Source organism: Cryobacterium glaciale (genome assembly GCF_004402535.1).
Taxonomy (GTDB): Bacteria; Actinomycetota; Actinomycetes; order Actinomycetales; family Microbacteriaceae; genus Cryobacterium; species Cryobacterium glaciale.
On the sequence record NZ_SOEY01000018.1, the window covers coordinates 1 to 12,671 of the forward strand.

The 12,671-nt window shown below is 64.8% G+C and carries 16 protein-coding genes; 5 read left to right on the forward strand and 11 right to left on the reverse strand.

Features of this window, described 5'->3' with window-relative positions; genetic code table 11:
• A partial coding sequence (locus tag E3O06_RS08120) for a DUF222 domain-containing protein (protein ID WP_134502578.1) occupies positions 1–1,147 on the reverse strand: 1,147 nt, incomplete at its 3' end.
• Between the two features lie 267 nt (positions 1,148–1,414).
• On the opposite strand from E3O06_RS08120, the gene E3O06_RS08125 reads away from it, so the two are divergent.
• The gene (locus E3O06_RS08125) at positions 1,415–2,674 is read left to right on the forward strand and encodes a GmrSD restriction endonuclease domain-containing protein (protein WP_134502580.1); all 1,260 of its coding nucleotides are present in this window, start codon (positions 1,415–1,417) and stop codon (positions 2,672–2,674) included.
• 152 nt (positions 2,675–2,826) lie between these two features.
• On the opposite strand, the gene E3O06_RS08130 is transcribed toward E3O06_RS08125, so the two are convergent.
• Complete coding sequence (locus E3O06_RS08130; protein ID WP_134503002.1) at positions 2,827–4,476, reverse strand: ABC1 kinase family protein; 1,650 nt, start codon at positions 4,474–4,476, stop codon at positions 2,827–2,829.
• 54 nt (positions 4,477–4,530) lie between these two features.
• Entirely contained in the window at positions 4,531–5,067 is a 537-nt protein-coding gene (locus E3O06_RS08135) for a PadR family transcriptional regulator (protein WP_134502582.1), read from the reverse strand.
• Between the two features lie 171 nt (positions 5,068–5,238).
• On the opposite strand from E3O06_RS08135, the gene E3O06_RS08140 reads away from it, so the two are divergent.
• The 4 genes from E3O06_RS08140 (at position 5,239) to E3O06_RS08155 (ending at position 6,623) form a co-directional block, all read left to right on the forward strand.
• Positions 5,239–5,565, forward strand: a complete 327-nt coding sequence (locus E3O06_RS08140; protein WP_134502584.1) for a cupin domain-containing protein — start codon at positions 5,239–5,241, stop codon at positions 5,563–5,565.
• A 26-nt stretch (positions 5,566–5,591) separates the two neighbouring features.
• Positions 5,592–5,966 (forward strand): YccF domain-containing protein, encoded by a 375-nt coding sequence (locus tag E3O06_RS08145; protein ID WP_134502586.1) that lies wholly within the window; start codon positions 5,592–5,594, stop codon positions 5,964–5,966.
• Positions 5,967–6,088: 122 nt separating this feature from the next.
• On the forward strand, positions 6,089–6,319 hold the full coding sequence (locus tag E3O06_RS08150) for a hypothetical protein (protein WP_134502588.1): 231 nt from the start codon (positions 6,089–6,091) through the stop codon (positions 6,317–6,319).
• Positions 6,309–6,623: a type II toxin-antitoxin system PemK/MazF family toxin gene (locus E3O06_RS08155; RefSeq protein WP_134502590.1), complete on the forward strand. Its 315-nt coding sequence runs from the start codon at positions 6,309–6,311 to the stop codon at positions 6,621–6,623. The genes E3O06_RS08150 and E3O06_RS08155 overlap by 11 nt, the downstream gene beginning before the upstream one ends.
• 97 nt (positions 6,624–6,720) lie before the next feature.
• On the opposite strand, the gene E3O06_RS08160 is transcribed toward E3O06_RS08155, so the two are convergent.
• From E3O06_RS08160 to E3O06_RS08195, 8 genes are all read right to left on the reverse strand, one after another.
• Positions 6,721–7,317 carry a dihydrofolate reductase family protein gene (locus E3O06_RS08160; RefSeq protein ID WP_134502592.1) on the reverse strand — a complete coding sequence of 199 codons (597 nt, stop codon included), beginning with the start codon at positions 7,315–7,317 and terminating at the stop codon, positions 6,721–6,723.
• A 33-nt stretch (positions 7,318–7,350) separates the two neighbouring features.
• Positions 7,351–7,734, reverse strand: a complete 384-nt coding sequence (locus E3O06_RS08165; RefSeq protein ID WP_166788142.1) for a type II toxin-antitoxin system VapC family toxin — start codon at positions 7,732–7,734, stop codon at positions 7,351–7,353.
• A complete protein-coding gene (locus E3O06_RS08170; protein WP_134502595.1) occupies positions 7,721–7,987 on the reverse strand; it encodes a type II toxin-antitoxin system Phd/YefM family antitoxin in 267 nt (88 codons plus the stop codon). The genes E3O06_RS08165 and E3O06_RS08170 overlap by 14 nt, the downstream gene beginning before the upstream one ends.
• Positions 7,988–8,103: 116 nt before the next feature.
• Positions 8,104–9,645, reverse strand: coding sequence for a plasmid pRiA4b ORF-3 family protein (locus tag E3O06_RS08175; protein WP_134502596.1), 1,542 nt, complete (start codon positions 9,643–9,645; stop codon positions 8,104–8,106).
• A 61-nt stretch (positions 9,646–9,706) separates the two neighbouring features.
• Positions 9,707–10,117 (reverse strand): DUF2256 and DUF3253 domain-containing protein, encoded by a 411-nt coding sequence (locus tag E3O06_RS08180; protein ID WP_134502598.1) that lies wholly within the window; start codon positions 10,115–10,117, stop codon positions 9,707–9,709.
• A gap of 107 nt (positions 10,118–10,224) precedes the next feature.
• Complete coding sequence (locus E3O06_RS08185; protein WP_134502599.1) at positions 10,225–10,500, reverse strand: HigA family addiction module antitoxin; 276 nt, start codon at positions 10,498–10,500, stop codon at positions 10,225–10,227.
• A 144-nt stretch (positions 10,501–10,644) separates the two neighbouring features.
• Positions 10,645–11,871 carry an exonuclease domain-containing protein gene (locus E3O06_RS08190; protein WP_134502601.1) on the reverse strand — a complete coding sequence of 409 codons (1,227 nt, stop codon included), beginning with the start codon at positions 11,869–11,871 and terminating at the stop codon, positions 10,645–10,647.
• Positions 11,872–12,191: 320 nt separating this feature from the next.
• A complete protein-coding gene (locus tag E3O06_RS08195; protein ID WP_134502602.1) occupies positions 12,192–12,620 on the reverse strand; it encodes a hypothetical protein in 429 nt (142 codons plus the stop codon).
• Between the last annotated feature and the right edge of the window lie 51 nt (positions 12,621–12,671).

Consider the following 12,671-nt stretch of genomic DNA (forward strand, 5'->3'; position numbering starts at 1 on the left):
TGATGGGGGCTTCGATGCCGTCGATCCAGCCGACGCCGCGTTCGTTGTCGAGGTCGGTGGCGTTGATGTGGATCATGACGGTGGGGGCGGCGCCGCCCATGGTCGGGGTCTTCGGGTCGCGGGCGGCCGATTCGAACACGGCGCGGAGGATGTCGGCGCGTTTCTCCCCGGCGGTGCGGCGGTCGCCGTCGTAGCGGGTGTCACCGGTGAAGGGGTCGGCACTGAAGCGCTCGGTGCCGTCTTCTGCCGGATCGAGGCCATCCAACGCGGTGTCAGCGCCGTCCACGCCGCTGCCGTCAGTGGGTTCAGCGGGTTCGGTGGGTTCAAACCGTGGCGTGCGAGACCGTGCCGACAGGTGGGTGTCGAACAGGGTGTCCATGATGCCGCGTAGTTCCGGGGTGACGTCGGCGCGCAGCGGGTAGAGCCCGTTGCGCAGCAGGCCGAAGGTGAGGGTGCTCTTCGCTTCGGTCGCGTCGTCGCCCGGGGCGGTGCCGTCGGGGTCGAGCCGCCCCTGCCACTCCAGGGCTTGGGCGCGGAGCAGGTCGGGGGCGAAGCGGATGCCCGCCCCGGGCAGCCCCGCGGTCTCCGGGGTGATCGCGCCGGTGGCAGAGGCGACCAGAGCACGTTCGACGTGGTCGAGGTCGTCCTGCATGACCGTGCCGTGCAGCGCGGTGAGAGTAGTGGCGATGATCTCCGCCGACTCGATACCCAGCTCGCCGCTGCCCAGCCCGTCGGCGATGACCGGATACCGGGCGGGCACGGGAAGGCCCATCGGGGTGCGTTCGACCGTGGTTTCACCGAGTTTGAGGCGGCGTTTAGCTTCGCGGCCGGAGATGCCGGCGAGTTGGCTGATGAATTCGACCCGGTTGCGGCATCCGTTTCGGTAGGCCAGCGACCCGCTGCCGAGGTCGGTCTCAGCACGCACCCCGATGTCGGTGGTCGAACGTAGTCTGACACCATCAACCTTGCGACCGAGACCTTCGAGGGCGGCCAGGACCGCGATGGCCTCGGCATCGTCGAGGTACCCAAACTTCACACCGTCGAACGCCGCAGCCAGAATCGACCCGGCCTGAGCGACCGCCGCCACCAGGGATCCCTCGGGTTCCGGCACAGGGCCGGGTGCGGCGGGCGGGGCGGTGAGGGTCATGGCGACGGTGCCTCCTTCACCCACAATCCTAACGCAAATCGCCAATAAAGGCGAGAGAATCTCAATAATATGATGACGTAAGTTCAGAAGTTTCTTCTTATCGCTAAGCGCCTTCCGACCGACTCAGAGGTACACCCCGCCACAAGCGGACGCCGCAGGCCCGGCCGGTTCGCCGCCAGACAGCCATCGAGCCCCGAAGGTGGAGTGCGCAGACCCTGGCCCAACGATAAGTTGGACACGTCGTGGCTATGCGGCCGAAGGAGCATCATGTCCACAACACCCCGCCTTCGCGGACCCAAATTCTCCACGCTCACCTGGATCGTGCTCGGAGTGTCACAAGTGCTGTTGCTCGTGGCCGCATCGACCGGCGGTTTTTCCGGCCTGTTCATGATGATTGGCTCGATCGGCGCCTTTACCGCCATCTACGTGCTGGCCACCGGCCGCCAATCCTGGGCTGTCATCCCCACGCGCAAGGTTGCCGGAGTCGTTCTGGCCGGGGCTCTCGTGGCGGTCATCGCCGGATCGTCGCTGGCGGCGGCATCCATCGACACCAATCTGGCGAGCTCGACTGCCCACCCGACCGCGACCGCCGCAACACCGACACTGACCCCGACCCCGACGCCGAGCCCGACGCCCACTCCCGTGGCCTTCACCGACGAAGCGCCGGCGGATCCGGCCACCACGAGGCCGGCATCCGAAGGGGCGAGCATCGTTCTGGCCGATACCGCAGCGACCGACACCACGGCCGTCGCGCTGCTGGCGACCCTGGCTGTGAAGGGACGCGCGCCCAAGACCGGGTACGACCGCAGCGGGGAATTCGGCACCGCCTGGCTCGACGTCGACCAGAACGGCTGCGACACGCGCAACGACATTCTGGCGCGAGACCTCACCGGCTCGGTGAAATCGGGCAGCTGTCGGGTTTTGACCGGCACGTTACTCGGGCCGTACACGGGAAAAACCATCAATTTCGTGCGTGGAAACGCGACATCGTCGCTGGTCCAGATCGACCACGTGGTGGCTCTGTCGAATGCGTGGCAGACCGGCGCCCAGCAACTCAGCCAGGCCCAGCGGGTGTCGCTGGCGAACGATCCACTCAACCTTCTGGCCGTGGATGGGCGCACGAACTCCAGCAAGGGTGACGGCGACACGGCCACCTGGTTACCGCCGGTGAAGTCGTACCGGTGCGCCTATGTGGCACGCCAGATTTCGGTCAAGGCAACCTACGGATTGTGGGTGACCCAGGCCGAGCACGACGCGATGACCCGCATTCTCACGGCCTGCCCCGACGAGCGGGCTACGGCATCCGCTTTTGCGCCGGAGCCAGTGGTCGTGGCCCCCGCTCCGGTGGTCGTCGCGCCGGTTCCTGTCGTCGTAGAACCGGCACCGGTTGAGCCCGCTCCGGCAAGCGCCTCTTACGAAAACTGCACTGCGGCACGAGCGGCGGGCGCCGCCCCGGTGTACAGAGGCGACCCTGGGTACGGAGACCACCTCGACGGCGACAACGACGGAGTCGGCTGCCAAAATTAGCAGTCCAGCGGGCGCAATACGGGCCCAGGACTGCGCCCATAGACCTCACAAGCGGATGCCGTCCCGCCCGTCGGCCGGGTCGCCTCCGCGTCGCAGACCGTCGCGACCGCCGACTCTGAACTAACGCAGCTCCGACCTAACGCAGCTCCGACCTAACGGCGACCGGCGAACAGGGCGTGCAACAGGGGGGCGACCGACGCGACCATGATTACGGTGCCCAGCACCGCGTCATCCGCTCGCAGAAGTACACCGGCGATGAGCAGTGCGCCGAACAACACGGCCGAAACCGCCTGCCGGGTGGAGCGTTCGAGGCGCGCGACCCGCTTCTCCAGGCCCGGGCTGGCGACGCCCACCGAGCCGTCTTCGACTCGGGTGATGAACTCATCCAGTCGCTTCGGCAGACGAACGGCGAGACCGACCGTCTCCATCGCCTGCTTAATGATGTCCTGCACCAGGTTGCCGCTCTCGTCGCGCAGCAGTTGCGCGGCGTAGGGCTCGACGGAGTCCCACAGGTTGAACGCGGGGTTCAGCGCACTGGATACCCCGGAGGTGAGTGACATCGCCCGAATGATGAGCAGAAAGTTCTCGGGCAGCTGAAACGGCAGTGAGCGCACGACGTCGCCGAATTGCACCGCGAAGTCGCGGAACTCGCGCGGGTCGACCTCGCGCAACTCGGCGAAGCCCATTCCGCCGAACCGGGCGAACAGGGTCGTCATCGCGCGTTCGAGTTCCGTCGTCTCGGCCGAGGGAAGGAGCACGCCGACGTCGTTCATAGCGTTGACCAGTCCGCGCCCGTCCCGTGAGGCGGCGGCGATCAGCATTTTGCGCAGTCCGGTGCGTGTACTGGTGGGAACCTCACCCATCATGCCGAAGTCGATGAACGTCAGCTTCCAGCCACGCTCGCTCTCTGCGTCGGAGGTGACGAAGATGTTTCCGGGGTGCGGGTCGGCGTGAAAAAAGCCCATCGTGAACATCTGGTCGAACATGACCTCGGCGAAGACCGGGGCCACCTCAGCCGGGTCGATCCCGGCAGCACGCAGGGCCTCGACGTCGGTGATCTTGATCGCCGTCACGTCTTCGAGGGTGAGCACCCGGCGGGTAGTACGCTCCCAGACGACACCGGGCACGCTCACCCGGTCGTCGTCGGGGAAGGCCGCCGCAAAGCGCTCGGAACTGGCTGCCTCGTGCAGGTAGTCGATCTCTTCGAGGCTGGTCTGGGCGAATTCCTCGACCAGCGCTGGCATGTCGACGCGGTTGTACACCAGCCGAACGTGGCTGAGCCACCCGCCCACCTTGCGCAGGGCGGCGAGGTCGACGTCGATGATCTCGTCGATTCCGGGTCGCTGCACCTTGATGATGACCTCGTCGAGTCCCGTGTCAGCGGCATCGAGTGCGGTTAGTCGGGCTCGGTGCGCCTGCCCGAGCGATGCCGCCGCCACGGGCGTCTCGTCGACCGACGTGAAGGCCCGCTCGAGCGGCATGCCCAGCTCGGTCTCGATGGCAGCGCGAATGGCCGCGAACGATACCGGCGCGACTTCGTCTTGCAGCCCCTCGAGTTCTTTGGTGATCTCGGGCGGCAGCACGTCGAGGCGCGATGACATGAACTGCCCGACCTTGATCATGAGACCGCCGAGGTCGGCCGCGAGCACGTGAAAACCCTTGGCGAAGCGTTGCATCCGCTTGGAGCGGGTGCGCTCGGCGATTTTGACCAGCCCGATGCGAGGCAGGAACAACTCGAACCACCACGTTATGGCGAGATACCAGCTGGCAAAACGCAGTATGCGGCGGTAGCGGGCGCGCATGTTTCCCGCGCCCGAATTCGAGTCGTAGCTACCTCGTCGAGCCAGTGGCACCCGTCAGTCCTGGGCGAGGATCGAGTAGAGCTTGCGACGGGCGTCGTCGAGCACCGTGACGGCTTGCTTCACCTGCTCGGGCGAGCCGGTGCGGCCAACCTGTGCCGCTGCCTGGGCGAGCTCGATACCGGCCTTCGGCAGTGCCGCATGGCCAGAAGGCGACGGGGTGGCTTCCCAGGGCGCGCTGGTGTCGGCGTCAGCGACAGCGGCGCGACCCTCGTCGGTCAGGGAGTAGATCTTGCGCCCGTTGCTCTCTTCGGCGCTGATCAGGCCTTCGTCGGCCAGCAACTGTAGGGTCGGGTAGACCGATCCGGCGCTGGGCTTCCAGCTACCGCCGCTGCGCTCTTCGATTTCGTGAATGATCTGGTAGCCGTGCATCGACTGTTCCGCGAGCAGCGCCAGCACTGCCGTGCGTACCTCGCCGCGGCCGGCGCGGGTGCCGGTCTGCTTTTCGAACCGCGAGCGGAACTGTTCCATGGCCTGCCAGATGCCGTCGATGTTGCCAGCGTTGAACCCGCCTGTTGGGAATGTATTGCCCATGATTGCCTCCTCTAGGAACTGCGAACGATATACAGCGATATCTCAACGATACCCAGCGATGCCTGCGAACGACACACCCAAACGGATGCTCAGGGTTCGCTCCCAGCCAGCGCCGATTTTAGCAATCACCATCGATCGAGAGAGAGGCGGCCACGGGTCTAGCGTTGAATCATGGAACACACAACGCTGCCCCTCACCCACATCGCGAACGTTCGGGCCGACGCCGCGGTTGAACCCGGCCGACTCGGGCACAGCACGGTTCTCGCCTCCCCCGGCGTGCGCGTGGTCGTGCTCACCTTTGAGGCCGGATTCACGCTCAAGAAGCACTCAGCGCCCAAGATCCTGCTCATGCAAGCCCTCGACGGGAGCCTCCGCGTCACCGCCGGCGGGCAGGTCACCGACCTGGTGCCCGGCGCCCTGCTGCGGCTCGATGCCAGCCTCGAACACGAGGTCGAGGCGCTCGAGGAGTCGCGGCTGATGCTCACCCTGATCGGTTAGACGCCACCTGCGAGAATAGAACCACCATGAAGACTCTCCTCAACATCATCTGGCTCGTGCTCTCCGGGTTCTGGCTGTTCATCGGCTACATGGTGGCAGCCCTCATCATGTGCGTGCTCATCGTCACAATTCCCTGGGGAATCGCGGCGGCACGCATCGGCGTCTACGCGCTCTGGCCGTTCGGTAAAACCGTGGTCGACACCCCGAACGCGGGCGTCGCGTCCCTACTCGGCAACGTCGTCTGGGTGATTCTGGCCGGCTGGTGGATCGCCCTCGAGCACCTGCTCTCTGGCATCGCGCTCTGCATCACCATCATCGGCATCCCGTTCGGCATCGCTAATTTCAAGCTGATCCCGGTCGCGCTCATGCCGCTCGGCAAGCAGATAGTCGACACGCCCTAACGTTCATCGGTCGCACGCCAATGCTTTGCAGAAAAGCGGATGCCGCCGGCGCCGGCACCACAGGCAGGCCTGGGTCGAACTTTCCCATAGAAAAGTCTTACGCTTCGTATTACGCTGGCATCATGGCGATAGTCAACTTCCGCACCGACGAAGTCACCCAACAGGCACTCGACGAGCTCACAGCCGAGGGCTCAACCGTCTCCGCCGCGATTCGTAAGGCTTTACTCGATGCGGCACGCCAGAAGCGGCGTAATTTCATGCGGCGCGAGTCCACTGCCCTTCTGAATGACGCAGCCGACCTCGCAGAAAGCCGTGCCGCGCTCCGCGATATGGACGACCTGCGTGCGTGGTGACATCCACCGGCTGCGCGCACCTCACGGCACGCGTGGCCACGAGCAGTCGGGCGAGCGTTTCGCGGTCATCCTGCAGTCCGACGATCTGATGCTGTCGACCGTCTTGGTGGCCCCGACCTCTCGTTCTGCGCAACCCAGAAGCTTTCGCCCGACAATTTCGATCGCGGGCGAACGAACGCAGGTGCTCGTGGAGCAGACATCCCCTGTCGCGCCCGAACGTCTCGGCGTGCTGATAGGTCATGTCAGCCGCGAGGAACTCAACAGCATTGACGATGCCCTCCGTCTCGCCCTGCAACTGGACTAACGGCGCCGGCCGAGGCTGACGTACGCGATTCGCCGGTCGAGGAGCCGGCATGCCTTTCGCCGGCATCTCGAGACCTGGCGAGACCACCTGTCGAATCTCAGACGGGGAGAGCCCTGCGGTACGTGACGTGTGTGACCAGTTCCCGCCCCACCGAGCTGAGCTTCTCAAGCTTGAGGTCGTCTAGCCCCGCCAGCAACGGCTCGCCGGCGCGCAGCAACGCCGTCGCGATGTGCAGCCGCAGTTCGTCGATCAGCCCGGTTGACAGGTATTGCCGCGCAGTGGCGACCCCGCCCGCGATCGCCACCTCTCGCTCCCCCGCAGCGGAGCGAGCCTGCTCCAGTGCCGATTCGATGCCAGCGGTGACGAACGTGAAGGATGTCCCGCCTTTCATGGTCAGCAGAGCTCGCGGGTAGTGCGTCAGCACGAACACCGGCGCGTGGTACGGCGGGTCGTCGCCCCACCAGCCCGTCCATTCGTCGTCCCACTCGCCGCGGCCAGGACCGAACATATTGCGCCCCATGATGTAGGCGCCCGCGGTCGCGATGGCGGCGATCTCGGCGGCGTTCTCGTCGGGCCGCTCGAAGCGCCAGCGGGCCAGACGTTCGCCGCCTTCTCCGAGCGGATGCTCCAGACTCTGATTCACGCCGGCCGCGTAGCCGTCTTCCGAGACCATCATGTCGCAGGTCACTGTCATGTCGATCGCTCCTGTTCTGGTCACACTGATTGGTTACGACCGGGCGTCGCGCACGAATGGTCGGCCTAACGAGATCAAGACCCGGTCTGCGGTGAGCAGGGTCATACCCTCCACGTATGCCTGCGCGAGAATCAGACGGTCGAACGGGTCATGTCGGGCGAGTTCAGGGAAGACTCCCACAGCCTCAGCGTGGCGGTGGTTCAACGGTAATTGTTGGATCCCATTGGCGCGAGCAACAGCGGCGAAGTCCGGCGGAACGGAGAGCTTGCCCAGCATGGTCTTGATCGAGATCTCGAAGAGCGAAACTGGAGACGAGTAGACCTCGTCGCTCTCGGCCAACAGACGGAGGGAATTCGCGCCGAACTGTTTCGGATCGCCGAGCACCCAGAGCAACGCGTTGGTGTCAAGAAGGATCATCAGTGTGCAGGGGTGCGTGATCACCGTAAAACATGGCATCGATCTCGTCGTTCGGCCACGAGAATGCGTCTGTGGCCACCCAGATCTGGCCCTCGAGCGCCCCGAATTGCAGCCCGTTACCGCCTTGATGAGGCACTAAGTCGGCAATCGGCTTGCCAGCCCGGGCGATGACTACCCGCTCCCCACCCTCGACGCGCTGAAGCAGTCGCGATAATTGGGTCTTTGCGTCGTGGATGTTCACGATCTCGGTCATGCAGCCAGCGTACTTAGTCCACTGGACTAAGTCCAGATCTGCTGGGTTATCGCCGCGGGCGCATGCAGGCCTGTCGATACAGATATCCAGAACCCGGGCATCTACGATTGCAGGGCTCACGCCCAGGTGATCAGCGCGGCGCGTGCTAGCCGACGGGAGGCATCCGTGTCGAGCCCATGCGACGACAGACCCCGCGGCGGCAGCAGGCCGCCCGTTCCCGCCCAGCCGAGCACTCTTCGGGTGTCCGAGGCGTCGTTCAGAGCTGACTCGTTTCCATATCGACCGCGCCCACCGAAACTCCACCCCACCATGGAGGTGAGCAGGTCGAGCGACTGGCGTGTGCGCTCCCATTCCCCGGCGTCACCGGCGGCGACCAGCAGCAGCAGGAGCAGCGCGCAGTCGTGGCCGTAATCGGTGCGTTCCACTGGAAGCCGTGCCGCGACGTGGTGCCAGAGTTCAACGGGTGTCTCGCGCAATTGGGCACCACGCTTGGTCAGGCGCAGCTCGCCCCGATACTTGCGTATCAGGCCAAATTGCGTGAGTGTTTCACGCAGAATGAGCAGCGGGTACGTTTGCGCTTCCCGGTTCGCCTCGCCCTGCCAGCGCTTGTCTATGTCAAGCTCTCGCATCAGCGCCTTGACGTGCACGGGCGGAAGATATCCCGCGCTGGTCAAACGGATGCCTGCGCCCACATGTTCGAGGAAGGCACGGATCACCGCGGTGGCTGCCGCCGCCTCGGGCTCCCCAACCTCAACCGGCTCCTCCACTTTCGCCGCCGCAAGATAGCCCGCGAGATGCCGCTGCGCCTGTTCACTAAGGCCCGCGAGGAGAACGACGAGTGGGGATGGCTCTTCGCCGGCATTCGACTGTTGACGTAACGAAATGAGCGCGGTTCGCGACCCTGCCAGCCGCTCCAGGCCCCGGTTGATCTCGGCGAGATCGATCTCGTCGACGAACGCGTGCAGGCCCATCTCGAAGGCGATCTCCCGTTCCTCCGGGTAGTCAGGAGCCACGGTGCCCGCGGCCACCGCCAGAAGGTGCTCCCAGCCATGGATCCCACCCACGTCTTCAGCGGGGCCTTGGCGGCGGCCGTCGATGCAGCGCACTGCGGCATCTGTCGCCGGCAGCACCTCTTCAAGTTTGATCGTGTGGTCCCAATCGTCGCCGAAGTCGTAGGTGTAGAGCAGCGAATCGCCCTTCTTTGCCACGAGCTGGTCGAGCCGCAACTCGATCTCCAACATGCCCTCCTCACCCTCCGCAATGTCGTAGGGGGTAAGGATCTCCTGCGTCTGACGAGCGTAGCGGTCGCCGGTCAGCGCGAAGCGGTGCAGGTGGCTGTCGGTCCAGCCGAAGGATGTCTGCAGGACGGCGTGCAGCACGTCGAGAGTCATATTTGACGGCACGATGACCCGCCGCCAGATCGGCGGATGCGAATCCTCGAGGTCAACGCGCAGACGGAACTGTACCGGAGTGGCCGGCGGCTTCTTCAGCGGAAGCGGCTTCAGCGGCGCTTCGGGGAATGTCCCGGTTGAGAGGTCTCGCATGGCAGCGCCCACTGAGGGCGCTCCCGCGACAGATATCGCGCCGAGCCGTGCCTTGAATTCGGCGAAGTCGGTCAGGTTGTCAGACTTGAAGTCTTGGTTTCGCGGTGTCGTCATACCAACAGGTTATTTGGCCACGGTCGACCGCGCGCCGCTTCACAAGACCTTCTTCAGTGCGCTAGCGCGGAGTTCGCAACCGAATCGCGCCCTTGGCGGTCGACGGGTCGACCACGACTCCGCCTTGGGTAATCTGCAATTCGCCGCGGGCGACCATGCGGCGTGCGGCTCGGCGGGCCGGCTCCATCAGGTCGCGCCATTCCTCTCCGCCGATGGCTCGCGCCGCGTCGGACGGGCAGATCGTGGAATCGTGTGCCCGGGCCTGGAGCAGCGTCACGATGGTCGCTTCGAGCTTCAGGTCTGTTGCATTGACGCCGTGGGAGCGGCACGCTGCCGAGCAGTACTTTACCGAATCCCAATTCTTGGCCCACTTTGCGCGCCCCTCGATGCGTCGCCCGCACGACGCGCAGGTCTTATCCACCCGGGCGGCTGCGGGGTCAGCATCGGAAGGCGTTGGTTGACGGTGGGCCATGACCTCTATCTTGCCCGGAGAGCCGAGATAGTAATCACTGATTATCGAATAAAGCCTCGTGACCTTTCATTGATCCGACCGCTTCCAGCCATGCGGATGCTGGCGCGCTATCCCGCGAGCGGGAGAACCTCCGGCCGTGGCTTCTGCTTTTCGTTCCACAGGTCGTAGGCAGTCTGCATTCCCAGCCAGAGTTCCGCGCTCGTCCCCAGAAGCAGGCCCAGCCGCACGGCCATGTCCGCGGTCACACCGGAATGGCCATGGCGAATGCGGGAAAGCGTCGCCCGAGTCACTCCGAGGCGCCGTGCGGCCTCAGACAGACTGACCTCCCCGAGATAGTCCTCAAAGAGCAGACCCGGGTGAGGCGGGTTGTGCATTCCGGTCATCTTCGTTCCTGTCCTCCTGGTCCATTCGTTTTGTGGAGCCCACAGAGCCGTGTCTAGGTATAGCAAGAGCGTACGGCGCCTGCAGCGTTATTTGTGAGTAATCCTGCGCAGTACTTGCTGACTCTAAAGTGCCACTCAGAGCGATCAGCGGAGCGGAAACGCACCCGCCAGCCGGGCGAGAGCAGCCTCCCCCACGATCGGGATGCCATAATCGCGGGCCTTGCGCGCCTTGCCCGAGAGGGAGTCCGGATCGGCAGCCACGAGCAGCGTGACTTTCTTGGTCACCGCACTTTTCGGGGCGAAGCCGCGGGCGAGTAGCTCCGATTCCCAGTCACTGCGCGGCCGGGTCATGTCGCCGGTCAGCACCACGAGGTCGCCGAGGTGCAGTTCGAAGTGTGCGCTCGCCACCGCGACGATGGCTTCTTCCGGCTCGTCCAGGGCGGCGTCGAGGGCATCCGCCGAGATGTCGAGCAGGTTGGCGACGTCGACGAGGTCGGCCATCTCATCCGTTGTGAGCACGCCGTCGCCCCAGGCGATGCGGGCGAGCGCAGCGAAATACTCCCCGTGCAACAGCTCGCAGCGGTGCCGGCTGAGGCCGAGCTCCTCGGCCAGCTGCACGAGCGCCTGCGCTTCGTGGGTGGAGAGCTGCCGGTCGAGCAGGCAGCGGTCAAGCAGGGCGAGGTAGTCCTGGTGTTCAGCCGGCCCGGTGATCTCGGGCAGCCGCACACTGATGCGTTCCAGAAAAGCGGATGCCGTCTGTTCCGTTGCGAAATCCGGCCGCGGGAACCACGGGCGCTCCGACAACGACAGGGTCGGCCACCGGTATGCGGCGGCAAGGTCGAGGGCGTCGGCCCACAGGATCGGATCGGCGGCACCGGAGATGTAGTGGCTGAGCAGTTGGGCGGTGGCGTAGGTATCGACCGAGGCTCGGTGGGCGCCGGTGAGATCGATGTCGTAGGCGGCGCAGCAGTCGGCGAGCGACCGACCGGTGCCCGGTAGAAAGTCACGGGCGAGCTGCATGGTGCACAGGCTGATCACCGGTTCGAAAATCGGGTAGCCGGCGCGGGCGAGTTCGGCGAGCAAAAAGCGGGTATCGAAGGCGGCGTTGTGGGCCACGATGACGCGGCCGTCGAGCAGCGCCACGAGCTGGGGGGCAATCTCGACGAAGCTGGGCGCGTTCATGACATCGGCGGCGCGCACGCGGTGGATATCCTGACGCCCGAGGTCCCGCCCGGGGTTGATGAGCGTCTCCCACTGCCCTTCGATCTGTCCGTCAGCGCTGACATGCGCGACGGCCACCTCGATGACCCGGTGACTGCCGCCCGCAAAGAGTCCGGTGGTCTCAAAGTCGATGACGGCGAAACCGGGCATGTTGCTTCTGAGCTGAGGGTGGTGGTTTCTTGACTGTAGCGAGGGACAGACGTGGGCGCGGACCTCGGACGAGGGGTCATCAGCGGTTACGGCGGTACGGCCTGTACGGTTTGCGGTACCCGACCACCGGCTTAACGACCGGCACCGACGGGCTCCCGTCGATGGACAGCGTCGCCTATCAAGTTCCTCGGTCAGACAAAGTCAAATTTGTACGATTCGTCAATCCCATCCGCCCAGGACGTTCACCACAACGACATCGATCGCCCCAGCGGTCAGCAATTTCCGCTCAGCAACCGGCGAAGCGGCACCAATGGTCGCATCTAAGTCTCGAATATGTCCGACGGAGCCCAGAAATCGTCGGAGCCATCAGCGTCCGCGTAGAAGAGACTTCTCACATGGTACTCGGCCGTTCCGTCCTGTCGCTGCCTAATACCCCTCACCACAAACCTCTCGTGAGATCTGTCACGCTTGTAAATGTCGTTGCCAATTTCCCGGCCAAGTGGATCGACCCATTCTGCAACGTCCTGTTCCTTCCGAGCTTGCATGGCGCAGCGAGCCTCCATTCGCGCCTCGTCAAGCTCGCGTGACAGCCGTTTTGCGGCGTATCGAGCGTCGTCACGTTCGCGCACGAGCTGCCGCACCGTCTCTCCGTAGCGAAGGATGAAGCCGCTCAGTTCGCCAAAAGTAGTCGGCGGGATCTCGTCACGGCTAGGGAGGGCGGTAAGGATCTTTTGGAGAGAGGAAGCCATGACGGCAGATTCACCACGTCCAGCCGAATTGGGGCGGATGATGCTTGTTTC